A 25,043-nucleotide genomic window follows, 5' to 3' on the forward strand; every position below is an offset into this window, starting at 1 on the left:
TTCCATGCTAGACTTGCTGGAATGGACCTGAAAACGCGCGAATTGAACTGGAAGCGACTAACCTTGCCTGGCCAATTTCTATTGGCAGGGGCTATCGTTATGATTGCCGCAATGTTGATCGTCGGCTTCTGGGTTTCATCCCGGATCGAACAAGCGGTTGTGCAGAATTCGGCCACCTCTGCGGCCCTGTTCATGGAAAGTTTCGTATCCCCACTCAGTCAGGATCTGGCCCGAAGTGATACACTGTCAGACCCTGCCGAACGTGCGTTGACCGAGATTTTCGAGGGCACATCGCTGGGTGAACGCGTGGTTTCCTATAAAATATGGAAACCGGGTGGCCTGGTTGTTCACGCATCCGATCCCGCGCTGATCGGCAAGGTTTTTGAGCCATCGGATGATTTGAAACTGGCATGGTCGGGGCGTATTGCAGCGTCTTACGAGAATCTCAATGATCTTGAGGATCAGGCCGAAGCCGCCCTTGGAATTCCGCTGCTTGAGGTTTACAGCCCGATCAGGGAGATCTGGACCGGTCAGGTGATCGCGGTGGCCGAATTTTACGAGCGCGCCGAGGTTCTGGACCGGGATATTTCCGATGCGCGTCGCAAAAGCTGGCTTGTGGTGGGTTCGACTTTCCTTGAGCTATGCCCAAAAGTTGGTGACGCAGTAATCAGGCGGCATGTTTTTCCTGCTTGATCCCGTCCTTAAATTCAACCCCTTCGATGATTTCCGGCAATCGGAATGCGCCGTCGAGTTTACGCCATTTCTTCTTTGCCGACATCATCAGGCGGAAGGTCATTGCCAAGGCGGTCTTGCGCCCGAGGCAGCCTTTGGTCTTCTTCGTTCGGTGCCGCACGGTGGCAAATATGCTTTCGATGGGGTTGGATGTGCGGATGTGTTTCCAGTGCTCGGCAGGGAAGTCGTAGAAGGTCAGCAGCACGTCCCGGTCCTTGGTCAGCTTCCCCACGGCACGCTCGTATTTCACGCCATAGGCTTCGATGAAGAAATTGAACGCGGCCTCGGCGTCCCGTTTGTTCTCGGCCATCCAGATGTCCTGTAGATGGCCCTTGGCTTTGGCTTGCAGCGACTTCGGCATGGCATTCAGGACGTTGCCGGTTTTATGCACCCAGCAGCGCTGCTCCCGGGTCTCACCGAACACCTCCCGCAAGGCGTTCCAGAAGCCGAGCGCGCCATCACCAACGGCCAGATCAGGGGCTTTTCTGAGGCCACGACGTTGCAAGTCCAGCAGCAGTTCACGCCAGCTCTGGCTGCTTTCTCGATACCCGTCCACGAGGCCCAGAACATCCTTGTTACCCCACTCGTCCGCGCCGATGATCACCAGCATGCATTGCTTGTCAGCATCCGTGCGCGGCTTGAAATAAACCCCGTCGGCCCAGAAATACACATAGCGTTTGGCCGACAGGTCACGCCGGTTCCAACGCTCGTATTCTGCCCACCACTCCGCCTTCAGGCGCGAAATCGTGCTCGATGTCAAACCACCCGCATCAGGCCCCAGAAGGGCCGCCAGTGCTTCGCCGAAATCACCCGTGGAAATACCTTTGAAAGACCTCTGCATGAGGCCATGGCTTTCGGTTGAAGCAAGATTTCGGCCGCCCACCTTGCGCCCCTGCGGGTCCGGCGGACAGACGGGTGGCGGGGTTTGGGGCTATGCGATTGCGGGGGTTTGCGGGTTGAGGGTGATCCTGTTTGCGGCCTTGAGCAGGTTTTGCGCGATGGCGGCCATGACCATCTGGGCATGCACCCTGGCGCGCCCGAAATATCTCGCCCGCTGCAGGCCGAAGAGGCGTTTCATCGTGCCGAAAGTCTGCTCGATGCGGAAGCGGCGTTTCGAAATCAGCCGGTTGAAGCGTTTCTCCGATTGCCGCAGGGGGCGGCCGCGCGCTGCCTTGCGCAGGATGCCGTCGCGGTATTTGCCGCGCAGCATCTGGCGGTTGGCCTTGCTCGCATAGGCCTTGTCGGCCAGCACCCGCTGCGCCTTTGCGCCCGCGATCATGGTGGCGAATTCGGGGCTTTCGGCGGCATTGGCGGGCGTGGTGTGCACCTTGTCGATAAAGCCCTCTTCGTCGCAGCGGGCAAAGCCCTTGTAGCCGAGCGTGCTCTTGCGGCCCTTCTTGACCCAGCGGGCATCAGGGTCGGCGCTGAAATGCAGCTGTGCCCCGTCGGGTGAGACCTCGGGCGGATCATCCGGCGTCCCTTCCCTTGCCCCGTCCTCTGCCCGGTCCTGCGGGGCGTCGATATGGGTGCGCGGGCGCGCCGCCGCCGCGATCAGGGTCGCATCAATGATCGCCGCCTCAGCCTCTTTCAGCTTCAGCCCATGCGCCTCGATCTGGCGGCAGACCTCGGCCAGCAGCTCATCGTAAACGCCACCCCGGACCAGCGCATTGCGGAACCGGCAGTGGGTCGTCTCATCCGGCACCGACGCGTGCAGATCGAGCCCGCAGAACAGCATGAAATCCAGCCGCACCTTCAAGGCCCGCTCCAGCTTCGGGTCGCTCAGCCCGTGCCACTGGCCAACCAGAAGACACTTGAACAGAACCAGCGGATCATAGCCCTGAGGCCCGATCCCCGAGCGCCCCAGACCGCGCCGCAGGATCGGCAAAAACGAGTTCCAATCCATCAGCGCGTCGATCTTCGACAGAACGTCATCCGCGCCGATCCGTGCCGCCGCTTCGTGCAGGAAAAGGTCCATCTATTCACCCCAGAGATTTCCCGGCTAGCTTACCAAAACGGCCAACCCGGGGGAATCCCGATGTTATGCAGAGGTCTTTGTTATTTGAAACCTTAGTGGTTGATGCAGCAGAAAGGCGCACCATGACTATATCTTCTTCTTTGAATGCAGGCGTTGCGGGCCTGTCGGCCAACGCAACCCGTCTGGCAACGATTTCCGACAATATCGCAAACTCGGGGACTTACGGGTATAAACGGGCCGAGGCGAATTTTGAATCGCTCGTCATTAACAACAACCCTGGTTCCGGTAGCTATTCCGCAGGCGGTGTGCGGGCCTCGACCGTGAGATTGATCGAGGAACGGGGCGCATTGGTTTCGACCCAGAATGCGATGGATATTGCGGTTGGCGGGCGCGGAATGTTACCCGTAACAGCCGAAGTTTCCTTGGGCGCAACGACAGGCGACCGGCCCTTGATGATGACAACAACGGGTTCATTTCACACTGATTCGAACGGTGTGTTGAAAACCGAATCCGAGCTTGTCCTGATGGGATGGCCTGCGGAATCCGATGGCAGTATTTCGACCTATCCACGCGATACTATCGCCGGGCTAGAACCGGTTGTTATTAACGCTAACCAGACCGCGGGTGACCCGACAACGAAAATGAATCTCGGTGTAAACCTGCCGGCAACCAATACCGCAGCCGGTGAATCCGGGGATCCACTGCCTGGTTGTGTCTCGAAAGTGGTGGAAATTGATTTCAGGCACCTCCGAGCGGGTTGAGTTATGCGCCGGTCAGGCGGCTTGGTCAAGGGTTGCGTCGGCGACGGGCTGAGCGAGCGTTTCCCAGCCATCGACCTTTCGCATGACGATCTGCCCCGAGGCCATCAGAGCCCAAAGCAGCATCGGCACGGTCTCGGCGCATGGCAGCACGGTCTGGGTCTTGATGCGGCGGCGGAATTCCTCGTTCAGGCGTTCGATCGCATTTGTCGTTCTGGCCGATTTCCACTGGCCTTGTGGCAGACGCGTGAAGGTGAAAAGCTTATCTCCTGCTTCTTCCAAGCTGTCAGCGACGGCCTTGCATTTCAGCCGCCATTTTCGCAGAAATGCCTTGCGGCGGGTGGCGATTTCCTCGGGTGTTTTGGCGTAGATCATGTCGCGGTAATCTTCTGTCAACTCATCATGCATACGCTTGGGTGCCTTGGCCAGAAGGTTGCGGTGCTTGTGCACCGTGCACCTCTGGATCGGCAGATCTTCACCCCAGAGGGCAATGAGAGCGACCTCAAGTCCCGGTGCCCCGTCCACGATGACAAATTCGGGCCGTTTCAACCCGCGCGCATCCAGATCGTTGATGAACTGACGCCAGGCGGAGGTGCTTTCGCCGCCCATGTTCATCAGTGATAACAAGACCTTCTGCCCATCCCGGCGCACGCCAATCGCGGCCAGAACCGAGATATTGGTGGCCTTCCTGTCAATCCGCGTTTTGATCACGGTGCCGTCCAGGATCAGCCGCACGATGTCTTCATCCGCAAGGCTGCGGGCGCACCACGCCTGCCAGTCCACCTTCACCTTGCGCCAGGCGCGGCTCACCACATCCTTGCTGACCGCCCCCTGAAACAGGCCGAACAGGGCGCGTTTTACCCGCCGTGTGTTGGTGCCCGAAAGGTAGACAGCAGCGATCAGCGCCTCGGCCTTCTTCGTCAGCCGCTGGTAGCGGGGCAATGCCTTCGAGCGCCATTCTCTGGCCTTGCCGGCCTCGCCTGTGATCCGCGCACGCGGCACGCGCACCGTTTCGGTTCCAAATGTTCCGACCAGTTGCCGCTCGCGATGCCCGTGGCGGTATCCGGCCTTTGCCCCGCCGCTGCGGCCATACCGGCAACGGCCCAGAAACTGCTCCAGCTCCTCTTCGAAAACCGCCTCGATCGTCGCGCGGATGTTCTGGCGCAGCCGGTCTTCAATCGGGTCATAGCCTGCTTCATTGGCCAGTAGCGCGGATGTCGATGTTGCTGTATTCTTTGTCATGGCGTGATCTCCTTGGCGGTTCCAGCCGCCGGTTGGGTGGCTTCGATGCACCCGGAGATTACGCCGTCCTCGAATTTCCACCAAACTCGCGACACTACCCTCAAAATGTGCTTCCATCAAACGAAACTCGTCGCCGGCATCGCCGGGGGCACGTGCAATCGCATTTCTGATTGCTGTTGCGGTTTCGATATCCCCGATTTCCAAAAACATCTCGGCCAGTTTTGGCCCTAGATACCGCCGCAAATGCAATGGTAATTCCGAAAAGGTTGCAATAACCCTTGGCCGGTTTACATCTGTTCCTTTAGACAATTTCGACAAAGCCAACACGGCCCAAAGCGCGACTTCTGTATCGCACGCGGTCTGCCCCCGAAGCACCCCGTTTTGCCGCGGCGACAAACCATCAATGATCAGCGCTAAATCTTTCAGGATCAGCGCTGTTTCCGGATCAAAATCAAAACTGTCAATTATTTGCAATGCTTCGGCACCAAACCCTGCGTAAATATATGCTTTTGCAAGGGCTTCGGCCGCCACAGGATTTGCTTTGTCAAATTCACCCGACAATTTACGCCGCTGTCGGGAAATCTGTTCCCAAACTGTATCTTCGTCGCCCCATTCCACAACATTAACCAGATCACTACCAATACATACCTTTCCATCCTCAGGACTCGTCCCCTTTGGCAGCAATCTTGCAAATTCACGGTCAACACTGTTCTCGATGTGAATGTTGATATGTGCTTGAGCCGCTGGCTCTTCCTGATGTGTTTCAGATGGCTCAACCATAGATTCGCCTAAACCTGTCGGCATTGGTTCATGAAATGGCTCCGGTAGATTTGCCTCTAGCAACCCCTGCGCTGCAGCGCGACCAATCTGGCGTAACATTTCCGATTGCATCAATAAGACCTCTGCATAACATCGGGATTCCCCCGGGTTGGCCGGAGCTATGCCCAAAAGTTGGTGACGCAGTAATCAGGCGGCATGTTTTTCCTGCTTGATCCCGTCCTTAAATTCAACCCCTTCGATGATTTCCGGCAATCGGAATGCGCCGTCGAGTTTACGCCATTTCTTCTTTGCCGACATCATCAGGCGGAAGGTCATTGCCAAGGCGGTCTTGCGCCCGAGGCAGCCTTTGGTCTTCTTCGTTCGGTGCCGCACGGTGGCAAATATGCTTTCGATGGGGTTGGATGTGCGGATGTGTTTCCAGTGCTCGGCAGGGAAGTCGTAGAAGGTCAGCAGCACGTCCCGGTCCTTGGTCAGCTTCCCCACGGCACGCTCGTATTTCACGCCATAGGCTTCGATGAAGAAATTGAACGCGGCCTCGGCGTCCCGTTTGTTCTCGGCCATCCAGATGTCCTGTAGATGGCCCTTGGCTTTGGCTTGCAGCGACTTCGGCATGGCATTCAGGACGTTGCCGGTTTTATGCACCCAGCAGCGCTGCTCCCGGGTCTCACCGAACACCTCCCGCAAGGCGTTCCAGAAGCCGAGCGCGCCATCACCAACGGCCAGATCAGGGGCTTTTCTGAGGCCACGACGTTGCAAGTCCAGCAGCAGTTCACGCCAGCTCTGGCTGCTTTCTCGATACCCGTCCACGAGGCCCAGAACATCCTTGTTACCCCACTCGTCCGCGCCGATGATCACCAGCATGCATTGCTTGTCAGCATCCGTGCGCGGCTTGAAATAAACCCCGTCGGCCCAGAAATACACATAGCGTTTGGCCGACAGGTCACGCCGGTTCCAACGCTCGTATTCTGCCCACCACTCCGCCTTCAGGCGCGAAATCGTGCTCGATGTCAAACCACCCGCATCAGGCCCCAGAAGGGCCGCCAGTGCTTCGCCGAAATCACCCGTGGAAATACCTTTGAGATAGAGCCAGGGCAACAACTCCTCGACCGACTTTGCCCGGCGCAGATACGGCGGCAGAAGCGTCGAGGTGAACCTGATCTTCTCCGCCCCCGTGCCACGATCACGCACCCGAGGCACATTCACCGGGACAGGGCCGATCCCCGTCATCACCTCGCGCTCCGGCAGGTATCCGTGGCGAACAAGGCGCTGGCGACCGGCCGAATCCCTCAAATGCGCGTGTTGCGCCATCAGATCACAAACCTCGGCCTCGACCGCCTGTGCCAACAGATCCCGCGCGCCTTTGCGCAAGATATCCGTCAGCGGATCAGGTGAAATTCCGGCTGGATCGGTAAACTCCAAAATAGTATCGTCTTCCATGTGGCATATCCTTTTCTCTCTGAGAATCGCGGCGCGTCAACACCGCCATGATATGCCACCCAATCACCCCATCACCAACTTTCGGGCATTACTCGGTTGGCCGTTTTGGTAAGCTAGCCGGGAAATCTCTGGGGTGAATAGATGGACCTTTTCCTGCACGAAGCGGCGGCACGGATCGGCGCGGATGACGTTCTGTCGAAGATCGACGCGCTGATGGATTGGAACTCGTTTTTGCCGATCCTGCGGCGCGGTCTGGGGCGCTCGGGGATCGGGCCTCAGGGCTATGATCCGCTTGTTCTGTTCAAGTGTCTTCTGGTTGGCCAGTGGCACGGGCTGAGCGACCCGAAGCTGGAGCGGGCCTTGAAGGTGCGGCTGGATTTCATGCTGTTCTGCGGGCTCGATCTGCACGCGTCGGTGCCGGATGAGACGACCCACTGCCGGTTCCGCAATGCGCTGGTCCGGGGTGGCGTTTACGATGAGCTGCTGGCCGAGGTCTGCCGCCAGATCGAGGCGCATGGGCTGAAGCTGAAAGAGGCTGAGGCGGCGATCATTGATGCGACCCTGATCGCGGCGGCGGCGCGCCCGCGCACCCATATCGACGCCCCGCAGGACCGGGCAGAGGACGGGGCAAGGGAAGGGACGCCGGATGATCCGCCCGAGGTCTCACCCGACGGGGCACAGCTGCATTTCAGCGCCGACCCTGATGCCCGCTGGGTCAAGAAGGGCCGCAAGAGCACGCTCGGCTACAAGGGCTTTGCCCGCTGCGACGAAGAGGGCTTTATCGACAAGGTGCACACCACGCCCGCCAATGCCGCCGAAAGCCCCGAATTCGCCACCATGATCGCGGGCGCAAAGGCGCAGCGGGTGCTGGCCGACAAGGCCTATGCGAGCAAGGCCAACCGCCAGATGCTGCGCGGCAAATACCGCGACGGCATCCTGCGCAAGGCAGCGCGCGGCCGCCCCCTGCGGCAATCGGAGAAACGCTTCAACCGGCTGATTTCGAAACGCCGCTTCCGCATCGAGCAGACTTTCGGCACGATGAAACGCCTCTTCGGCCTGCAGCGGGCGAGATATTTCGGGCGCGCCAGGGTGCATGCCCAGATGGTCATGGCCGCCATCGCGCAAAACCTGCTCAAGGCCGCAAACAGGATCACCCTCAACCCGCAAACCCCCGCAATCGCATAGCCCCAAACCCCGCCACCCGTCTGTCCGCCGGACCCGCAGGGGCGCAAGGTGGGCGGCCGATATCTTGCTTCAACCGAAAGCCATGGCCTCATGCAGAGGTCTTTCAATGTAATTCGTTCCGAATTATCAGAACCAACCTTCGGTCTAAAGGCAAGCCCGCTTGTGAACGAAGAAGGGTAAGCTGTCACAGACTGTGACGCGGGTTCAGCTTCTTGATCTATTGTAGCAACATCCTCGGTTACAACCTCGCTTACTTTACTGGTTTCATCTGTTTCATTTATTGTTTCATCCGCAATCGTCACGGCTATTTCCTCCGTTATGACTGCACCAGTTTCATCTGCGGAAAATTCTGTTTCAAAGGGACTGTTCTGCGCCGGCAAACCATCTTTAATGTCCACAACCAGCAACCCCGGCCTGAATTCAAAAGCATCCGCATGGCAAGCGCAATCTACCGTCAAAGTTATGTTGGAGTTACCCTCAGAAACGGCAATATCCTTAAGGGAACCTCTAAAAATCCCCCAAAATCCGGCCTGACGGGGTAGAATCGTCATCAGGATGAAAATGATTCGACCGACGGGGTTTTGTCATGGGTCAGATGGGATTTTTTGATCTTTCCAGCCGATACGCGGGACTGGACAAATCTGGTGATCCGCTGGTGTTGCTCAACGACATGGTGCCGTTCGAGGATTACCGGGACGAGCTGAAGGCCATATGGCGCACGCCGCCCGAACAGCGCAAATCCAACGCTGGCCGCCCGCCTTGGGATGAGGTGCTGATATTCAAGACGATGGTTTTGCAGCAGCTCTACAACCTCTCTGACGATCAGATCGAGTATCAGATCCGCGACCGCCTGTCGTTCATGCGGTTTCTCGGCCTTGGCATTGAAGACAGCGTACCTGACGCCAAGACCATCTGGGCCTACCGTGAAAGGCTGGCCGGGGCCGGGAAGATGAAGGAGCTGTTTGACAAGTTCGATGCCTTTCTGCGCGAAAAGGGCTATCTGGCGATGGGCGGGCAGATTGTTGATGCGAGCATCGTTCCGGCGCCGCGCCAGCACAACAAAAGGGACGAGAACGAGAAAATCAAGGCGGGCGAAACGCCTGAAGAGTGGGAGGAAAAACCCCACAAGAAGCGCCAGAAGGACGTGGATGCGCGCTGGACGAAGAAGCACGGCAAGAGCTATTACGGCTACAAGAACCACATCAATGTCGACCGGCGGCACAAATTCATCCGCGCTTATGATGTCACCGATGCCGCCGTGCATGACAGCCAGGCGCTTGCCGGTCTGATTGATGCGAGCAACACCTCATCGGACCTGTGGGCCGACAGCGCCTATCGCTCGCAAAAGATCGAAAGCGAGCTGGAAGAGCGGGGGCTTCACAGCCATATCCATCACAAGGGCAGGCGCGGCAAGCCGCTTGGCGAGCGCCAGCAAAAGGCCAACCGGAGGCGCTCGAAAGTGCGGGTCCGGGTCGAGCATGTATTCGCTTTTCAGGAGCGCTCCATGGGCGGCAAGCTGATCCGCTCCATCGGCCTGAAGCGGGCGCGATTTCGCATCGGGATGATGAACCTGGTCTACAACATGAAGCGCTTCGTCCAGTTCGAATGCGGCCTGGCGGCGCCGGGATAAGGGTTCATGGGGTGAGGTGTGCCTGAAATACCCAAAACCGGCTTGAAACCGGTGAAAATGGGTTTATGATCCGAAGCAATCAGGCGGGACAGGCGAAAAACCGTCCACCCCGCCGCGAAGAAGGCGAAAACGGGAATTTACAGAGGTTCCCTAAAGGATATATTCGCGCAGGAAATAGATCACGCCAGCCGTCAGGGCAAACCCCAGCCCGCCGCCCCACAGGGTGGCAGAGGCCCGAAAATCCTGATCCCCCATCGCGCCAACGCCCCAGCCAATGCCGGCTCCGGTGCCGGTAACGATGACATAAGCGGCAGCGATGCCGAAATAGACGGCCATGCGAAATAAAATGAACGGCGCGGTTTTGCGCATCAGACGCATCGACACACCAAAGGAAAAATCAGCCATAATAGGACTCCTGAAAATAAACTTTCAGGTAGAGACCTAGCAGAGTTGTGAAAATTGGAACAAGTAGGCAAAACCTGACCCTAAAGCGCTTTGCGTTTGATCTGAATCGGCATGACCGCCGAACGCCATTGCTCTGGCAATCGCTGCCTCGGCGGTCATGCCGATGCTTGTATCAAATAAAATGCAAAGCGCTGTAGATCAGCCAATCTGCCCACCGGCATCGCCCACCTGACCACGATGCAGCAACAGATGGTCCAACAATACGCAGGCCATCATCGCCTCGCCCACCGGCACGGCGCGGATGCCGACGCAGGGGTCGTGGCGGCCTTTGGTGATGATCTCGGTATCCTCGCCGGATTTGGTAATCGTCTTGCGCGGAGTCAGGATGGACGATGTGGGTTTCACCGCAAAGCGCACCACCACGTCCTGCCCTGTGGAAATGCCGCCCAGAATGCCGCCTGCATGGTTGGAATTGTAAACCGGCCCGTCCGGCCCCATGGTGATCTCGTCGGCATTTTCTTCGCCGGTCAGAACGGCGGCCCCCATGCCTTCGCCGATCTCGACGCCTTTAACGGCATTGATCGACATCATCGCTGCGGCCAGGTCTGTGTCCAGCTTGCCATAAACCGGTGCGCCCAGACCGGCGGGCAGGCCGCGTGCGACCACCTCGACCACCGCGCCAACAGAACTGCCGGATTTGCGCAAGCCGTCCAGATAGGCGGCCCATTCTTCGGCGGCCTCAGCATCCGGCACCCAGAACGGGTTGCGCGATATTTCGTCCAGATCGAGCCGCGACGGGTCAATCGCCAGTGGCCCCATTTGTACCATATAGCCGGTGATTTGTACGTTTGGTGCCAAAGTCGCCAACGCCGCGCGGGCCAATCCGCCCGCCGCCACCCGCGCCGCCGTTTCCCGCGCCGAAGACCGTCCGCCACCGCGATAATCGCGGATGCCGTATTTCTGCCAATAGGTAATATCGGCGTGGCCCGGGCGAAATTTTTCGGCAATGTCGCCGTAATCCTTTGAGCGCTGATCGGTGTTTTCGATCATCAACTGCACCGGCGTTCCGGTGGTTTTGCCCTCGAATACACCCGACAGAATCCGCACCATATCAGGCTCGCGCCGCTGGGTAGTGTACTTGTTCTGCCCCGGTTTGCGCATGTCCATCCAGTGCTGCAACATTGCCTCGTTCACCGGCACATTCGGCGGGCAGCCATCCACAGTCGCCCCCAGCGCAGGACCGTGGCTTTCGCCCCATGTGGTGACGCGAAACAGATGGCCAAATGTGTTGATGCTCATCAATGATGCTCCTTTTGTTCTTATGCGTGTAACGCCCGCGTGGCGCTGCCTCAAGGGATTTTGGCTTGTCACAGGGGAAAACGGGGCATAGATGTGGGATTACCTCGGGGGGCCTTTGTTGGCTGAGACGCAAAATTGCGGACCCGTTGAACCTGAACCGGTTAGGACCGGCGGAGGGAAGGTTTTGGAATTCTCCACCTTTGCCCCGCCCGCCTGCATAGATGGAGAATGAAAGATGAAGACATCCATAATTGCTGCGGGATTTTGCGCGATCGCCAACGTGGCCGCCGCAGAGATCCCTGTTTTGACAGTATACACCTACGACAGTTTCGTATCCGACTGGGGCCCCGGCCCGGCGGTGGAAAAAGCGTTCGAAGTCACCTGCGGCTGTGATCTTCAATTTGTCGGCTCGGGTGATGGTGCCGCCTTGCTGGCTCGCATCCGGCTGGAAGGGGCGCGCACCAAGGCCGATGTGGTGCTGGGGCTGGACACCAACCTGACAGCGACCGCCGCCCAAACCGGCCTGTTTGCGCCATCCGGCATCAGCGCGAAATACAATCTACCGGTAGCGTGGGATGATACGACATTCGTGCCATACGACTGGGGCTATTTCGCCTTTGTCTATGACAAAACCAAACTGGCCACCCCGCCTGCCGATTTCAAAGCGCTGGCGGCGTCCGACCTGAAAATTGTGATTCAGGACCCGCGGTCCTCGACCCCCGGTCTGGGGCTGTTGCTGTGGGTGAAAGACGCCTACGGGGACGAGGCGCCGATGATCTGGGAAGGGCTGTCTGACAACATCATCACTGTCACCAAAGGCTGGTCCGAAGCCTATGGCATGTTCCTTGAGGGCGAGGCCGATATGGTGCTGTCCTACACCACATCGCCCGCCTATCACCTGATCGCGGAACAGGACGATACCAAGGCTGCCGCACCCTTTGCAGAAGGACATTACATGCAGATCGAGGTCGCCGCAAAACTGGCCGGAACCGATCAGCCGGAGCTGGCGGATGCGTTCCTGAAATTCATAGTGTCGGACGCGTTCCAATCGATCATCCCGACGACCAACTGGATGTATCCGGCCATCACGCCGACAGACGGTTTGCCGGATGGTTTTGAAACCCTGATCACACCGGCAAAATCGCTGTTGGTTCCGGCCGATCAGGCGGATGCGTTGCGCGATGTGGCGCTGGCTGAATGGCTGACCGCGCTTTCAAAATAACCCCTATGATCTGGGCCGGTTTCGGGGCAGTTCTGCTCTTGCTGGCTCTGATCATTGTGCCGCTTGCGGCCCTGTTGTGGCGGGCAGAGACGCCTGCCGTACTGGGGGCTGCGGATTGGGCGGCAGTGCGGTTCACCCTGCTACAAGCCACGCTTTCGGCGGGCATCAGTGTTGGGCTGGCGGTGCCGGTGGCGCGGGCCTTGGCGCGGCGGCGGTTTGTCGGGCGGGGCCTGTTGATCACCCTGCTGGGCGCACCGTTTATCCTGCCGGTGATCGTGGCCGTTTTGGGCCTGTTGGCGGTGTTCGGGCGCAGCGGACTCCTCAGCACCCTGTTGGGCTGGGTCGGCCTGCCACCGGTGCATATTTATGGCTTGCACGGTGTGGTGCTGGCGCATGTGTTTTTCAATCTGCCACTGGCCACGCGCCTTATCCTGCAAGGATGGCTGGCGATACCGGCGGAGCGGTTCCGGCTGGCGGCGTCACTTGGATTTGGCCCGCGCGATGTGGCGCGGGTGCTGGAATTCCCGATGTTGCGCAGCACCCTTCCGGGCGCATTCATGGTGATATTCCTGATTTGCATGACCAGCTTTGCCGTGGCTCTGGCGCTGGGCGGCGGGCCAAAGGCGACCACGGTGGAACTGGCGATTTATCAGGCATTCCGGTTCGATTTTGATCTTGGCCGCGCAGCACTTTTGGCGGGGTTGCAATTCACGCTGGGGGCCATTGCCGCAGGAGTGATGTTGCGGGTTTCGGTGCCCACAATGATGGGCGGGGGGCTGGACCGGACGGTTGAACGGTGGGACGCCACTGCGGGCTGGCGGGATGCGCTGTTGCTGGCGGCGGTGGCGTTGTTTTTGGTCGTGCCGCTGGGGATGATCCTGATTGACGGGCTGCCCTATGTGTTCAACCTGCCTGCAAGTGTTTATGCGGCGGCAGGGCGGTCGCTGGGGGTGGCGCTGGTGTCAATGCTTATCAGCACCGGATTGGCGCTGTTGCTGGCGCTGCTGGTGGTGCGGTTGCGCCGCGGTGGGGTATTGGTGGAAAGCATCGGATACATCACCCTGGCCGCGTCGCCTTTGGTGATTGGCGCGGGGTTGTTCATCGTGCTGTTCCCGCTGACCGACCCGGTGGCATTGGCCCTGCCCGTCACGGCCCTTGTCAACGCGGTGATGAGCCTGCCTTTTGCCCTTCGCACCCTTGTGCCAGCGGTGCGCGAGGTCGAGGGCACCTTCGGGCGCTTGGCCGACAGTCTGGCGATGAGCGGCTGGGTGCGGATGCGGCTGGTGCTGTGGCCGCGCCTGCGTCGTCCGCTGGGGTTTTCGGCGGGGTTGGCGGCAGCGTTGTCGATGGGGGATCTGGGGGTGATCGCCTTGTTTTCCGACCCAAACGGCGCGACATTGCCGTTGCAGATGTATCGTCTGATGGCCGCTTACCGGATGGATCAGGCGGCGGGGGCGGCGGTGTTGTTGCTGGGCATGTCGCTGCTATTGTTCTGGATTTTTGATCGCGGAGGACGCGCGGATGCTGACGTTTGAGGATATGCGTTATACGCAGGGTGCGTTCAGTCTGCATGCGGATTTCACGGTGCGGAATGGCGAGATGCTGGCGGTGATTGGCCCTTCTGGCGGGGGGAAATCAACGCTGCTGAATGTGGTTGCCGGGTTTCTGGAGCCGACATCGGGGCGGGTTTTGTGGGATGGGCAGGACTTGGCCGGAACGATGCCCGGAAAGCGGCCTGTCAGTATTCTGTTTCAGGATAACAACCTGTTTCCGCATATGACTGTGACGCAGAATGTGGGGCTGGGGTTGCGGCCGGATTTGCGGCTGTCGGTGCAGCAAAAAACGCAGGTCGAAGCGGCGCTTGCGCGGGTAGGGTTGGACGGATACGGCGCGCGCAAACCGGCGGCGTTGTCAGGCGGGCAGGCAAGTCGTGTTGCACTGGCGCGGATGTTGTTGCGGGGCAATCCGCTGGTGTTGCTGGATGAACCTTTTGCAGCGCTGGGTCCTGCATTAAAGGTGGAAATGCTGGATCTGGTGCGCGAGTTGATGGGCGAAACGGGGGCTACGTTAATGATGGTCAGCCATGACCCCGGGGATGCGAAACGGATTGCGCAGCGGACTGTTCTGGTGGCGGGTGGCGAGGCACGGGCACCGGTTGAAACAGGCCTGTTGTTTTCCGATCCGCCAGAGGCGTTGCAACGCTATCTGGGTTAGGGAACCCATGAAAAAACCCCGCCGGATCAGGGCAGGGTTTCTTTTTCTTATTGTTTTGAAAATCAGCTTTCGCCCGATGTTTCATCCTTGGCGCGCTGCTTGACCGGTGCCCAGAGGCGTTTGTTGGTTGCATAAAGCAGAACCGACAACATGGTCAGCAGAAAAACAGCGATGAAACCGGACTTTTTGCGGTCCATCATCTTGGGTTCGGCTGTCCACATCAGGAAGGCCGCAACGTCGATCGCTTCTTTCTCCAACTCGTTGCTGGAGCCATCGGCAAACTCGACATCCTCGCCAGCGAGCGGTGGGGGCATGGCGATCCAGCCGCCCGGGAAGGCATGGTTTTCATAGAATGTTGTGCCTGCCTCTTCCTTTTCCTCGCCGGTATAACCGTTCAGGATAGACACGATATGCTCGGGTCCACCGATGCCGCGGAACAGCTGGTTCATGCCGGTACCGTAAGGACCTTCATAGCCTTTGCGGGCCTTGGCCATCAGCGATAGGTCAGGGGCGCCATCATAGGTGCCTTCCGGGAAAAAATCCGACGGTTTGCGTGGGACCATTTCATCCTTTTCGGCATCATAGATTTCGAACTGCTTGGCATAGGCACGCACCTGATCAGCGGGCAGGTTCGGCCCGCCTTCGTCGCCCAAAGTGCGAATGGGTACGAATTTCATACCATGGCAGGATGAGCAAACCTCGGTGTAGACCTGAAGGCCGCGTTGCAGCTGGTTCTGGTCATAGGTGCCGAATGGCCCTTCGAACGAGAAGTCCACGCTTTCGGTGTGGATCTTTTCACTGGCCGCGACACCCCCAACCGAAAGGGTCAGGGCGGTGACTGCGGTGATCGCAAGTTTCATAAACATTGTCCCGTTTCCTTTCTTAATGGTTGCCGTAGTGGGCATTGAAATCGTCTTCGATCGTGGCCGGCGGTGTCGTCGGTTTCTCGATCACGCCAAGCAGTGGCAGGATGATCAGGAAGTAGCCGAACCAATAGGCCGAGGCGATCAACGAGATGGTCGGGTAGATGCCCGTTGTCGGACGCGAACCACCCCACATCAGCACGAGGAAATCGATGACCAACAACATATACCACCACTTGAACATCGGGCGGAACCGGCCCGAGCGCATGGAAGATGTATCCAGCCAAGGCACCAGGAACATAACCGCAATCGCCCCGAACATCGCAATCACACCAAAGAATTTGGCGTCGATGATGCCGAAGGATACCCAGTTGGCCAGTTGCACGACCCAGACATCCGCCGTAAAGGCGCGCAGGATGGCGTAGAAGGGCAGGAAATACCATTCGGGCACAATGTGTGCCGGTGTCGCCAGCGGGTTGGCCTCGATGTAATTGTCTGGTTCACCCAGATAGTTGGGCATGAAGCCGACGATGGCAAAGAAGATCAGCAGCACGATGGCCAGCGCGAACAAATCCTTGATCACAAAGTAGGGCCAGAAGGGCAATGTATCTTTTTCGGCTTCTTCCTTTGACCCGCGGCGCACTTCGACGCCGGTCGGGTTGCCGTTTCCTGTGGTATGGAAGGCCCAGATGTGAATAGCAACAAGTGCCGCCAGCACAAAAGGCAGCAGGTAATGCAGCGAGAAGAAGCGGTTCAGCGTGGCGTTATCCACGGCAGGTCCGCCCAGCAGCCATGCCTGAATGCTTTCGCCGACGAACGGGATCGCACCAAACAGGCCGGTGATCACGGTCGCACCCCAGAAGGACATTTGCCCCCAAGGCAGAACGTAACCCATGAAAGCTGTTGCCATCATGGCCAGATAGATCAGCATACCGATGATCCATGTCACTTCGCGCGGGGCCTTGTAAGAGCCGTAGTAAAGACCGCGAAAGATGTGGATATAAACAGCAATGAAGAACAGCGAGGCCCCATTGGCGTGCAGATAGCGCAGCATATAGCCGCCGTTCACATCGCGCATGATGTGTTCAACCGAGGCAAAGGCCAGATCGACATGCGGAGTGTAATGCATTGCCAGCACAATGCCGGTGACGATTTGCAGCACCAGACAGAACGCCAGGACGATGCCCCAGATCCACATCCAGTTCAGGTTTTTGGGGGTGGGGATCATGATTGTATCGTAAATCAGCCCGACAATGGGCAGGCGGCTGTGCAGCCATTTTTCAAAGCCCGTCTTGGGCTCGTAATGATCGTGAGGAATACCGGACATTACTAACTCCCTTTAACCGAGCTTGATTGTTGTGTCGTCGTGCCACGCGGAAATAGGAACATCCAGGTTCCGTGGCGCGGGGCCTTTGCGGATACGGCCGGCACTATCGTAGTGCGAGCCATGACAAGGGCAGAACCAGCCGTGGAAATCACCGGAGGCACCCCCCAGAGGCACACAGCCAAGGTGGGTGCAAACGCCCATCATCACCAGCCATTCGCCATTTTCGTCCAGCGTGCGGTTTTGGTCGGAGGCGTCGGTGTCGGGTTTGTTTTTGTTCCGGCTTTCCTGATCGCGCAAATCTTCCAGTGGGGTTTCGCGCGCCAGTTTGATATCTGTTTCGTCACGGCGACGGATGAACACGGGCTTGCCGCGCCATTTCACTGTGATCTGTGTGCCGGTTTCGACATCGGCAACATCAACAAGGATTGACGAAAGCGCGCGGACATCCGCACTGGCGTTCATCTGGTTTACAAGCGGCCATACGGCTGCGCCGGTGGCAACGATGCCGGTACCTGCGGTAGCGTAATACAGGAAATCCCTGCGGCTGCCTGAGTGATCATCTGTGTGGGACACTGGAATCCCTCCTCTCTCTGCATATTTATCTGCAATTAAGCCACGCCCGTAGAATTGGCCGCGGCTGTTAACAGCGCTCCTTGGCGCGGTGTTTAGCTCTGGAATCAGGGCGCGTCCAGCATTACAATGCAAAGAGGACATTTAAGCGCAGTTAATTTGGTAGTTTTTCCTTTGAAATTGCGTCAAGGCAACAATCAGGTGGCGACAGGGCGCGTCGCCTTCATCGCAGGGCGTTCGTCAAAGGCGGCGAACCAGTCATCCAGTGCATCGCGTCCGTGACGCCAGTTGCGATCATCATGGCGGAAGTCCAGATACCCCAGTGCGCAACCAATGGCGATGTGGCTCATGTCCAGCGGGCCGGCAAGGTGGCTCATCCAGCGGGTGGTCAGCGCGTCCAGCGCGCGGCTGATCTTGTCCCATTGCCCGTTCACCCAGTCGGCGGATTGCAGGTTTTCGGGGCGGCAGCGCCCCTCGTAAACCATCAGCACGGCGGCGTCCATGATGCCATCGGCCGTGGCTTCGAGTGTCAGGGTTTCCCAAATGGTGCGGTCGGGATACAGCCCCGCATCCGCGCGGGCATCCAGATAGCGGCAGATCACCCGGCTGTCGTAAATCGCTGGGCCATCGGGGCGGGTCAGGGCTGGCAGTTTGCCCAGGGGATTGTGGGCGGTGGGCATGTCGGTTGCATCCAGCGGGGTGCCGGTGGCGGTCAGCAGTTCCACGTCATCCAGTTGGCCGGTTTCATGCAGGGTGACCATAACCTTGCGGGCAAAGGGCGAGGCGGAAGCGTAGTATAACTGCATGATTTCAGAGTTTCCTGATTGAAAAGCGCCCAAGCGCCGAAATATCGATTTCCACACCGGGGCCGTTTTCGCCCAGCCGGATCGTGCGGTGGAATTTGGCGGTCGTGTTGGTCTGGCCGGGTTCACGGCGCACCGACAGGCCTTCGTCCAGATCATCCATCGCGTCCTCGGCCCGCTGGTCACGGCGGCCGATGGCAACCTTGCGGGTCATGGCGTAAGTGGCCAGTGCCACGGTGCCATAGCGCAACGCAATACCTGCGATTGGGGCAAGCGGTAGGGGCATTTCATGTCCTCCCTGACAGTGCATCTGCCTTATATGTAGGTATTTGCGGGGATTTTGTCCAATTTTTCGGGCGAAAATGGGCTATTCGGTATCGGGGGCCATCATCAGGGCGGCCAGCAGGGCGGTTTCGGAGCCGATGCCGTAGGCCTGAACATTCTGCGCGGCGGATAGGCGGGCGGGCTTTGGTTTGTTCTGGCCCAGTTTCCATGTGCCATCCACGGTTTCGATGTCAAAGCGGAACGGTGTGATCATGCGCATCATTTTGGCCAATGCCCCGGACGGCATTTTGGCGTTGCTCCAAGGGGGTTTGGGCAACAGGCGGTTTTCGAATTGGGCGGCGAGGGTATCAAGACTGGCGCGCAGGTCTTCTGGCGGTAGCTGGGTCAGGGTGCCGCGCAGGTGGATGGCGGTATAGTTCCATGTGGGGACCTGATCATCAATGCCATACCAGTCGGGCGAGATATAGCTGTCTGGGCCGGAAATGGCGATCACGGCGGGCATCGCTCCGGTGCAGGTCCGTGCGATCGGGTTGGAGCGCACAAGATGCAGATCGGCGGTTTTGCCGTCTTCGGACAGGGCAAAGGGGATATGGGCGATAAGCGGGGCTGGGTCGCCATTGATCGACAAGATACCAAAGCCGCGCTCACGGGCGAATTCGAGGTTGGTTTCTGGGGGCGTTTTGCGAAAGGCGGGGTTGGGGTGCATATTGGTGTCCTTGCTGCTTGCCTGTCAGGATGGAATCAAGCGGCAGGGAAAGGCAAGCCTCAAACCACGCTATACAGTTCCGATGGCATCAGGATCAGGCCCAGCGCGATTTTGATGCAGATCGCCAGCACCATTAGCGCCAACAGGATGCGCAACTGTTCGGCCTTCATTTTCAGCCCCAGTTTGGTGCCGATCTGCGCGCCGATCACACCGCTGATCAACAGGCAAACGGCCAGCACTACGTCAACTGTCTGGCTTTCAATCGCGTGCATCATGGTTGCAAAGGCCGCGACAAAGATGATCTGGAACAGCGAGGTTCCGACCACCACTTTGGTCGGCATCCCCAGAATATAGATCATCGCGGGCACCATAATGAATCCGCCGCCAACACCCATGATTGCCGACAAAACCCCGACGATCAGGCCGGTGGCGATGGGGGGGATCACGCTGATATAAAGGCGCGAGGTGCGAAAACGGGTTTTGAACGGCAGTTCCTGCAGGCGCGAATGGCGGCGCTTGACCTTGCGGGGTTTGTCGCTTTTGGCGCGGCGCATGGTATTCAGGCTTTCTACCAGCATCAAACCACCGATCAGGCCCAAAAACAACACATAGCAAAGGTTCACCATCAATTCGACCTGACCAAGGCTTTTCAACCAGGTGAACACCTGTACCCCCAGCGCGGCCCCTACAAGACCGCCTGCAAGAAGGATCAGCCCCATTTTCAGATCAACTGTTTTACGTTTGAAATGCGCCAGCACACTGGACAGCGACGAGGCGACGATCTGGTTTGCACCGGTAGCCACGGCCACTGCGGGCGGGATGCCGATGAAGAACAGGAAAGGCGTCAGGATAAACCCGCCGCCCACGCCGAACATGCCGGACAGGATGCCGACCATGCCGCCAAGACCCAGCAAAAGGTATAGGTTTACCGAAACTTCGGCTATAGGAAGATAGATTTGCATTTTGATCGTCCGAGGGGAGTTTGGAATCGCGCTTTACGCCTGTTTGGCGGGAAAGGCCAGAGAAAATACATTCGTGTTAGTGAATGTTACCATCGGGGAACAAAGTGATTGCGTCACCTGCCAGCCATTTCGGGTATTTCTGCATGATGACGGCAAAGCGGGCGGAGGTGATGAAGGTTTGCAGCCAGCATGCCAGGTTTGGCCAGTCCTGCGCATCGAACCACGGCTTGTCGACAAAAGCGAACTGGCGCACGAAGGTGACAGTGGCCATATCGGCCAATCTAGGCGTAGCGCCGAACAGGTTGGGGGACAGCTGGGCATCCAGTTCCTGCAAAAAGGCAGCGGCGCGGGTGCGCGCGGTTTCATCACCCTTGTATTTATAGGCGTCAAGGTCCGGTTTGAATTCGCTGTCCATTCGGGTGATCAGGCTGTGGCCACTGTCGGGCATGTCCAGCCAGCCTTCGGGGTCATTGCGATTTAGCGCCCAGAGCATGATGTCGAGGCTTTCGTCAATCACCGCCGTTTCGGTGACAAGCACAGGAACGGTGCCTTTGGAGGAGGCCTGCAGCAATTCCGGTGCCTTGTCGCGCAGCAGGATCTCGCGCAACTCGCAAATGATACCCGCGCTGGCCAGTGCAAGACGGGCACGCATGGCATAGGGGCAGCGGCGAAAGGAATAGAGGATGGGACGGGTCAAAGAGATTTCAGGCCTCCGGCGGGGGTATTGATAGAACAAAGATAAGAGGGTTATTCGTTGCGTTTACGTAGGGTTTCAAGGTGTTCTTTGTTTATCTTGGCCTTTTTGGCTTTCATGATCTCGTTATAATCCAGTTTCGCCTGCTCGATCACATTTTGTGCGTTCAGATACCAGACAAGAGCGGCAAGGGCCGACAGGGCAAAGCTGATAAATATCCACATTGGTAAACCAAAACCCATGAATAACAGGATCGGGTCGGACAGGATCAGGGCGATGGACAGAAAGCTGCCAAACAGTGCCCAGACCAGCGTGGCCTCGTTTCCGGCGTTGCGTCTGGCGGTGCGAGCGAGCTTTTTTTCATCCTCGCGCATATGTCCCCCTAGGTTGGGCGGGCGATCAGATGATTTCCTTCGTGCCCGGTGATCAATGCGCTTACAATATGCCCTTCCGGCTGCTCTGAGTCAAAAACCACCTCGGCGAACTGTTCGGTGCGGCCCATATGGGGGTTTTCCATCAGCACATTGTGGGTCTGGCCGATCTGTGCGGCAAGGTGTTTGGCGACCTGTTTTTCCCCCTCTTTACGCAGGGCGGCGGCGCGGGCTTTGATGATGTTGCCGTTGACCGGCGGGATGCGGGCGGCAGGGGTGCCGGCGCGGGGGGAATATGGGAAGATGTGTAGCCATGTCAGTTGGCAATCCTCCACCAGTTTCAGCGAGTTTTCAAACATTGCATCGGTTTCGGTAGGAAAGCCCGCGATGATGTCGGCGCCGAAGGTCATGTCGGGGCGCAAGGCAAGCGCCTGCTGGGTAAAGGCAATCGCATCGTCGCGGTTATGGCGGCGTTTCATGCGTTTCAGGATCATGTTGTCGCCCGCCTGTAGCGACAGATGCAGGTGCGGCATCAGGCGGGGCTGGGTGGCGATGGCCTCCATCAAAGCATCATCCACCTCGATGCTGTCGATCGAGGAAATCCGCAGACGCGGCAGGTCCGGCACCAGTTTCAGGATGCGCATCACCAGATCGCCAAGGCGGGGTTCGGCAGGCAGATCGGCGCCCCAGCTGGTCAGGTCAACACCGGTCAGCACCACCTCGTTATAGCCTTTGTCGACCAGCCGCTTTATCTGCTCCACCACCACACCGGCAGGCACGGAACGGGAATTGCCACGGCCATAGGGGATTATGCAAAAGGTGCAGCGATGATCGCAACCGTTTTGCACCTGCACATAGGCCCGCGCGCGGGTGCCGAACCCGTCGATCAGATGGCCGGCGGTCTGGGTGACGGACATGATGTCGTCCACCTGCACACGCTCGGTTTCACCAATAAAATCCGGCGACAGGCCTGCCCATGTATCGGGTTGCATTTTCTCGGTGTTGCCGACGACCAGATCGACCTCGGACATATTGGCAAAGGTGTCAGGCTCGGTTTGCGCGGCACATCCGGTGACGATCAGTTTCGCGTCGGGGTGGGTGCGGCGCAGTTTGCGGATTTCCTGACGGGCCTTGCGAACGGCCTCGCCTGTTACGGCACAGGTGTTGACCACCACGGCGTTTTCTACACCAGCGCGGGCGGCCAGATCCTTCATCGCCTCGGTCTCATAGGAATTCAGGCGACAGCCAAGGGTCGCGAATACGGGCGGTTTGGCGGACATGTCAAAGCCCCTTCAGGAAGTCGGCAGTGAACACGCCGTCAAACACATGCATCGTTGCGCCGGTCATCCAGACGCCATCGTCACGCCAGTCAATCCACAGGGTGCCGCCATCCAGATCAACCTGCACCTTGCGCCTGGTCAGACCCCGCCGCGCCGCCGCGACGGCAGTGGCGCAAGAGGACGAGCCAGAGGCCAGCGTGATCCCCACGCCGCGTTCCCACACCCGCATGCGGATGTGATCGGGGCCAATGATACTGGCCACCTGCACATTGGTGCGTTCTGGGTAAAGCGGATGGTGTTCATGCACGGTGCCAAAGGTGGGCAGGTCCACGGCTTCAGCATTGTCCACGAAAAAGGTGCAATGCGGGTTGCCCATGCCGGTGGCGGTGGGCGCACCGTCAATCGGCAGTTCCAGCGTGTCCATTTCACGGGCCAGCGGGATGTCCTGCCAGTCCAGTTGTGGCGGACCCATGTTGACGGATGTCAGACCATCGCCGGCATCCATGGCATACAGATCACCCCGCGCGGAGGTCAGGTGCAGTTCGGCCTTGCCGGTTTCATTCATCAGATAACGGGCCACACAGCGGGTGGCGTTGCCACAGGCACCCGCGGTTGATCCGTCGGAATTGTAAAACACAAGATGTGCATCGCCAGGGCCGTCCAGAACAACCGCCAACTGGTCAAATCCGACGCCGGTATGCCGATCCCCCACAGCGCGGGCCAGTTCCGGCGTGACGCAATCCTTCTGCCCTCGTGAATCAATGACCACAAAGTCGTTGCCCAGACCGTGCATCTTCATGAACGGCAGGGAGGTATGAGGATTCCTCGTCTGCATAAGCGCCGTATAACGGGGCTGCGCGATGAATTCCAGTTAGAGATTGGGATTGTTTCGGGGCGGGAAGATACTTGGCCGCTTAAATGAGAAACGGGCGCAGCATGAAAAACGTGGCAGGGCGATAATCCTGAGCTGCTGGCTTAAGACTCTGGTAATAGATAATACTTCGTGCAGGCCATGTTGGAAAAGCCGAGTTTATCCGCTTAGGAAAGAAAAACTAAGGGGAACCTCTGTAAATTCCCGTTTTCGCCTTCTTCGCGGCGGGGTGGACGGTTTTTCGCCTGTCCCGCCTGATTGCTTCGGATCATAAACCCATTTTCACCGGTTTCAAGCCGGTTTTGGGTATTTCAGGCACACCTCACCCCATGAACCCTTATCCCGGCGCCGCCAGGCCGCATTCGAACTGGACGAAGCGCTTCATGTTGTAGACCAGGTTCATCATCCCGATGCGAAATCGCGCCCGCTTCAGGCCGATGGAGCGGATCAGCTTGCCGCCCATGGAGCGCTCCTGAAAAGCGAATACATGCTCGACCCGGACCCGCACTTTCGAGCGCCTCCGGTTGGCCTTTTGCTGGCGCTCGCCAAGCGGCTTGCCGCGCCTGCCCTTGTGATGGATATGGCTGTGAAGCCCCCGCTCTTCCAGCTCGCTTTCGATCTTTTGCGAGCGATAGGCGCTGTCGGCCCACAGGTCCGATGAGGTGTTGCTCGCATCAATCAGACCGGCAAGCGCCTGGCTGTCATGCACGGCGGCATCGGTGACATCATAAGCGCGGATGAATTTGTGCCGCCGGTCGACATTGATGTGGTTCTTGTAGCCGTAATAGCTCTTGCCGTGCTTCTTCGTCCAGCGCGCATCCACGTCCTTCTGGCGCTTCTTGTGGGGTTTTTCCTCCCACTCTTCAGGCGTTTCGCCCGCCTTGATTTTCTCGTTCTCGTCCCTTTTGTTGTGCTGGCGCGGCGCCGGAACGATGCTCGCATCAACAATCTGCCCGCCCATCGCCAGATAGCCCTTTTCGCGCAGAAAGGCATCGAACTTGTCAAACAGCTCCTTCATCTTCCCGGCCCCGGCCAGCCTTTCACGGTAGGCCCAGATGGTCTTGGCGTCAGGTACGCTGTCTTCAATGCCAAGGCCGAGAAACCGCATGAACGACAGGCGGTCGCGGATCTGATACTCGATCTGATCGTCAGAGAGGTTGTAGAGCTGCTGCAAAACCATCGTCTTGAATATCAGCACCTCATCCCAAGGCGGGCGGCCAGCGTTGGATTTGCGCTGTTCGGGCGGCGTGCGCCATATGGCCTTCAGCTCGTCCCGGTAATCCTCGAACGGCACCATGTCGTTGAGCAACACCAGCGGATCACCAGATTTGTCCAGTCCCGCGTATCGGCTGGAAAGATCAAAAAATCCCATCTGACCCATGACAAAACCCCGTCGGTCGAATCATTTTCATCCTGATGACGATTCTACCCC

At 58.5% G+C, this 25,043-nt stretch carries 24 protein-coding genes, 1 pseudogene and 1 riboswitch; of the genes and pseudogenes, 7 read left to right on the top strand and 18 right to left on the bottom strand.

Annotated features, from left to right (window positions below; genetic code table 11):
• The first annotated feature begins 21 nt into the window (after positions 1 to 21).
• A complete protein-coding gene (locus ACQY4M_RS16920) occupies positions 22 to 693 on the top strand; it encodes a hypothetical protein (RefSeq protein WP_428546563.1) in 672 nt (223 codons plus the stop codon).
• Here the strand turns inward: ACQY4M_RS16920 and ACQY4M_RS16925 are convergent.
• Positions 668 to 1,573 (bottom strand): IS256 family transposase, encoded by a 906-nt coding sequence (locus ACQY4M_RS16925; protein ID WP_428546566.1) that lies wholly within the window; start codon positions 1,571 to 1,573, stop codon positions 668 to 670. The two genes, ACQY4M_RS16920 and ACQY4M_RS16925, sit on opposite strands and share 26 nt — an antisense overlap.
• A 90-nt stretch (positions 1,574 to 1,663) precedes the next feature.
• Entirely contained in the window at positions 1,664 to 2,707 is a 1,044-nt protein-coding gene (locus ACQY4M_RS16930) for an IS5 family transposase (protein ID WP_428539221.1), read from the bottom strand.
• 122 nt (positions 2,708 to 2,829) lie between these two features.
• On the opposite strand from ACQY4M_RS16930, the pseudogene ACQY4M_RS16935 reads away from it, so the two are divergent.
• A pseudogene (locus ACQY4M_RS16935) lies at positions 2,830 to 3,402 on the top strand (flagellar hook-basal body complex protein); the annotation flags it as partial.
• Positions 3,403 to 3,480: 78 nt separating this feature from the next.
• Here ACQY4M_RS16935 and ACQY4M_RS16940 read toward each other — a convergent pair.
• Together ACQY4M_RS16940 and ACQY4M_RS16945 are read right to left on the bottom strand one after the other, a co-directional pair.
• Positions 3,481 to 4,707, bottom strand: coding sequence for an IS256 family transposase (locus tag ACQY4M_RS16940; RefSeq protein WP_428539582.1), 1,227 nt, complete (start codon positions 4,705 to 4,707; stop codon positions 3,481 to 3,483).
• Positions 4,708 to 5,673: 966 nt separating this feature from the next.
• Positions 5,674 to 6,924: an IS256 family transposase gene (locus tag ACQY4M_RS16945; RefSeq protein WP_428539230.1), complete on the bottom strand. Its 1,251-nt coding sequence runs from the start codon at positions 6,922 to 6,924 to the stop codon at positions 5,674 to 5,676.
• A gap of 141 nt (positions 6,925 to 7,065) precedes the next feature.
• Between ACQY4M_RS16945 and ACQY4M_RS16950 the strand changes: the two genes are divergently transcribed.
• Positions 7,066 to 8,109 carry an IS5 family transposase gene (locus ACQY4M_RS16950; RefSeq protein ID WP_428539221.1) on the top strand — a complete coding sequence of 348 codons (1,044 nt, stop codon included), beginning with the start codon at positions 7,066 to 7,068 and terminating at the stop codon, positions 8,107 to 8,109.
• Positions 8,110 to 8,695: 586 nt separating this feature from the next.
• Complete coding sequence (locus ACQY4M_RS16955; protein ID WP_428539227.1) at positions 8,696 to 9,739, top strand: IS5 family transposase; 1,044 nt, start codon at positions 8,696 to 8,698, stop codon at positions 9,737 to 9,739.
• Positions 9,740 to 9,889: 150 nt separating this feature from the next.
• Here the strand turns inward: ACQY4M_RS16955 and ACQY4M_RS16960 are convergent, their stop codons facing one another.
• Positions 9,890 to 10,144 (bottom strand): hypothetical protein, encoded by a 255-nt coding sequence (locus tag ACQY4M_RS16960; RefSeq protein WP_428546569.1) that lies wholly within the window; start codon positions 10,142 to 10,144, stop codon positions 9,890 to 9,892.
• Positions 10,145 to 10,342: 198 nt separating this feature from the next.
• Positions 10,343 to 11,443: a chorismate synthase gene (aroC, locus tag ACQY4M_RS16965; protein ID WP_428546572.1), complete on the bottom strand. Its 1,101-nt coding sequence runs from the start codon at positions 11,441 to 11,443 to the stop codon at positions 10,343 to 10,345.
• Positions 11,444 to 11,538: 95 nt separating this feature from the next.
• Positions 11,539 to 11,639: riboswitch (TPP riboswitch) on the top strand.
• A 39-nt stretch (positions 11,640 to 11,678) separates the two neighbouring features.
• Here aroC and thiB point away from each other — a divergent pair.
• The 3 genes from thiB to thiQ are packed head-to-tail and all read left to right on the top strand — an operon-like array spanning position 11,679 to position 14,879.
• Entirely contained in the window at positions 11,679 to 12,665 is a 987-nt protein-coding gene (gene thiB, locus ACQY4M_RS16970) for a thiamine ABC transporter substrate binding subunit (protein ID WP_428546575.1), read from the top strand.
• Positions 12,641 to 14,200, top strand: a complete 1,560-nt coding sequence (locus ACQY4M_RS16975; RefSeq protein ID WP_428546578.1) for a thiamine/thiamine pyrophosphate ABC transporter permease ThiP — start codon at positions 12,641 to 12,643, stop codon at positions 14,198 to 14,200. Before thiB ends, ACQY4M_RS16975 begins: the two co-directional genes overlap by 25 nt.
• Complete coding sequence (gene thiQ / locus ACQY4M_RS16980) at positions 14,187 to 14,879, top strand: thiamine ABC transporter ATP-binding protein (RefSeq protein WP_428546581.1); 693 nt, start codon at positions 14,187 to 14,189, stop codon at positions 14,877 to 14,879. The genes ACQY4M_RS16975 and thiQ overlap by 14 nt, the downstream gene beginning before the upstream one ends.
• Before the next feature lie 62 nt (positions 14,880 to 14,941).
• On the opposite strand, the gene ACQY4M_RS16985 is transcribed toward thiQ, so the two are convergent.
• The 12 genes from ACQY4M_RS16985 to ACQY4M_RS17040 all read right to left on the bottom strand — a co-directional run bounded on the left by ACQY4M_RS16985 (position 14,942) and on the right by ACQY4M_RS17040 (position 24,992).
• Entirely contained in the window at positions 14,942 to 15,745 is an 804-nt protein-coding gene (locus ACQY4M_RS16985; RefSeq protein WP_428546584.1) for a cytochrome c1, read from the bottom strand.
• A 16-nt stretch (positions 15,746 to 15,761) separates the two neighbouring features.
• Positions 15,762 to 17,069, bottom strand: coding sequence for a cytochrome b (gene petB, locus ACQY4M_RS16990; RefSeq protein WP_428546587.1), 1,308 nt, complete (start codon positions 17,067 to 17,069; stop codon positions 15,762 to 15,764).
• Between the two features lie 12 nt (positions 17,070 to 17,081).
• On the bottom strand, positions 17,082 to 17,642 hold the full coding sequence (petA, locus tag ACQY4M_RS16995; protein ID WP_428548231.1) for a ubiquinol-cytochrome c reductase iron-sulfur subunit: 561 nt from the start codon (positions 17,640 to 17,642) through the stop codon (positions 17,082 to 17,084).
• A gap of 194 nt (positions 17,643 to 17,836) precedes the next feature.
• Positions 17,837 to 18,445, bottom strand: a complete 609-nt coding sequence (locus ACQY4M_RS17000) for a glutathione S-transferase (protein WP_428546590.1) — start codon at positions 18,443 to 18,445, stop codon at positions 17,837 to 17,839.
• Positions 18,446 to 18,449: 4 nt separating this feature from the next.
• Positions 18,450 to 18,728 carry a hypothetical protein gene (locus ACQY4M_RS17005; RefSeq protein WP_428546593.1) on the bottom strand — a complete coding sequence of 93 codons (279 nt, stop codon included), beginning with the start codon at positions 18,726 to 18,728 and terminating at the stop codon, positions 18,450 to 18,452.
• Between the two features lie 81 nt (positions 18,729 to 18,809).
• Positions 18,810 to 19,433, bottom strand: a complete 624-nt coding sequence (locus tag ACQY4M_RS17010) for an FMN-binding negative transcriptional regulator (RefSeq protein ID WP_428546596.1) — start codon at positions 19,431 to 19,433, stop codon at positions 18,810 to 18,812.
• Positions 19,434 to 19,492: 59 nt separating this feature from the next.
• Positions 19,493 to 20,395: a sulfite exporter TauE/SafE family protein gene (locus ACQY4M_RS17015; protein ID WP_428546599.1), complete on the bottom strand. Its 903-nt coding sequence runs from the start codon at positions 20,393 to 20,395 to the stop codon at positions 19,493 to 19,495.
• Between the two features lie 76 nt (positions 20,396 to 20,471).
• Entirely contained in the window at positions 20,472 to 21,092 is a 621-nt protein-coding gene (locus tag ACQY4M_RS17020) for a glutathione S-transferase (protein ID WP_428546602.1), read from the bottom strand.
• A gap of 50 nt (positions 21,093 to 21,142) precedes the next feature.
• A complete protein-coding gene (locus ACQY4M_RS17025) occupies positions 21,143 to 21,463 on the bottom strand; it encodes a hypothetical protein (RefSeq protein ID WP_428546605.1) in 321 nt (106 codons plus the stop codon).
• A gap of 8 nt (positions 21,464 to 21,471) precedes the next feature.
• Positions 21,472 to 22,740 (bottom strand): tRNA (N(6)-L-threonylcarbamoyladenosine(37)-C(2))-methylthiotransferase MtaB, encoded by a 1,269-nt coding sequence (gene mtaB / locus ACQY4M_RS17030; RefSeq protein ID WP_428546608.1) that lies wholly within the window; start codon positions 22,738 to 22,740, stop codon positions 21,472 to 21,474.
• A 1-nt stretch (position 22,741) separates the two neighbouring features.
• Complete coding sequence (dapF, locus tag ACQY4M_RS17035; RefSeq protein ID WP_428548234.1) at positions 22,742 to 23,539, bottom strand: diaminopimelate epimerase; 798 nt, start codon at positions 23,537 to 23,539, stop codon at positions 22,742 to 22,744.
• 409 nt (positions 23,540 to 23,948) lie between these two features.
• Complete coding sequence (locus ACQY4M_RS17040; protein WP_428539227.1) at positions 23,949 to 24,992, bottom strand: IS5 family transposase; 1,044 nt, start codon at positions 24,990 to 24,992, stop codon at positions 23,949 to 23,951.
• Positions 24,993 to 25,043: the final 51 nt, after the last annotated feature.

It is taken from the genome of Profundibacter sp. (assembly GCF_965277155.1).
Taxonomy (GTDB): domain Bacteria; phylum Pseudomonadota; class Alphaproteobacteria; order Rhodobacterales; family Rhodobacteraceae; genus Profundibacter.

What these genes read in the sequence shown, in the direction of transcription:
- ACQY4M_RS16920 (WP_428546563.1), top strand. Translation starts at nt 22, where the DNA reads ATGGACCTGAAAACGCGCGAATTGAACTGGAAGCGACTAACCTTGCCT.
- ACQY4M_RS16925 (WP_428546566.1), bottom strand. Translation starts at nt 1,573, where the DNA reads ATGCAGAGGTCTTTCAAAGGTATTTCCACGGGTGATTTCGGCGAAGCA.
- ACQY4M_RS16930 (WP_428539221.1), bottom strand. Translation starts at nt 2,707, where the DNA reads ATGGACCTTTTCCTGCACGAAGCGGCGGCACGGATCGGCGCGGATGAC.
- ACQY4M_RS16940 (WP_428539582.1), bottom strand. Translation starts at nt 4,707, where the DNA reads ATGACAAAGAATACAGCAACATCGACATCCGCGCTACTGGCCAATGAA.
- ACQY4M_RS16945 (WP_428539230.1), bottom strand. Translation starts at nt 6,924, where the DNA reads ATGGAAGACGATACTATTTTGGAGTTTACCGATCCAGCCGGAATTTCA.
- ACQY4M_RS16950 (WP_428539221.1), top strand. Translation starts at nt 7,066, where the DNA reads ATGGACCTTTTCCTGCACGAAGCGGCGGCACGGATCGGCGCGGATGAC.
- ACQY4M_RS16955 (WP_428539227.1), top strand. Translation starts at nt 8,696, where the DNA reads ATGGGTCAGATGGGATTTTTTGATCTTTCCAGCCGATACGCGGGACTG.
- ACQY4M_RS16960 (WP_428546569.1), bottom strand. Translation starts at nt 10,144, where the DNA reads ATGGCTGATTTTTCCTTTGGTGTGTCGATGCGTCTGATGCGCAAAACC.
- aroC (WP_428546572.1), bottom strand. Translation starts at nt 11,443, where the DNA reads ATGAGCATCAACACATTTGGCCATCTGTTTCGCGTCACCACATGGGGC.
- thiB (WP_428546575.1), top strand. Translation starts at nt 11,679, where the DNA reads ATGAAGACATCCATAATTGCTGCGGGATTTTGCGCGATCGCCAACGTG.
- ACQY4M_RS16975 (WP_428546578.1), top strand. Translation starts at nt 12,641, where the DNA reads ATGGCTGACCGCGCTTTCAAAATAACCCCTATGATCTGGGCCGGTTTC.
- thiQ (WP_428546581.1), top strand. Translation starts at nt 14,187, where the DNA reads ATGCTGACGTTTGAGGATATGCGTTATACGCAGGGTGCGTTCAGTCTG.
- ACQY4M_RS16985 (WP_428546584.1), bottom strand. Translation starts at nt 15,745, where the DNA reads ATGTTTATGAAACTTGCGATCACCGCAGTCACCGCCCTGACCCTTTCG.
- petB (WP_428546587.1), bottom strand. Translation starts at nt 17,069, where the DNA reads ATGTCCGGTATTCCTCACGATCATTACGAGCCCAAGACGGGCTTTGAA.
- ACQY4M_RS17000 (WP_428546590.1), bottom strand. Translation starts at nt 18,445, where the DNA reads ATGCAGTTATACTACGCTTCCGCCTCGCCCTTTGCCCGCAAGGTTATG.
- ACQY4M_RS17005 (WP_428546593.1), bottom strand. Translation starts at nt 18,728, where the DNA reads ATGCCCCTACCGCTTGCCCCAATCGCAGGTATTGCGTTGCGCTATGGC.
- ACQY4M_RS17010 (WP_428546596.1), bottom strand. Translation starts at nt 19,433, where the DNA reads ATGCACCCCAACCCCGCCTTTCGCAAAACGCCCCCAGAAACCAACCTC.
- ACQY4M_RS17015 (WP_428546599.1), bottom strand. Translation starts at nt 20,395, where the DNA reads ATGCAAATCTATCTTCCTATAGCCGAAGTTTCGGTAAACCTATACCTT.
- ACQY4M_RS17025 (WP_428546605.1), bottom strand. Translation starts at nt 21,463, where the DNA reads ATGCGCGAGGATGAAAAAAAGCTCGCTCGCACCGCCAGACGCAACGCC.
- mtaB (WP_428546608.1), bottom strand. Translation starts at nt 22,740, where the DNA reads ATGTCCGCCAAACCGCCCGTATTCGCGACCCTTGGCTGTCGCCTGAAT.
- dapF (WP_428548234.1), bottom strand. Translation starts at nt 23,539, where the DNA reads ATGAAGATGCACGGTCTGGGCAACGACTTTGTGGTCATTGATTCACGA.
- ACQY4M_RS17040 (WP_428539227.1), bottom strand. Translation starts at nt 24,992, where the DNA reads ATGGGTCAGATGGGATTTTTTGATCTTTCCAGCCGATACGCGGGACTG.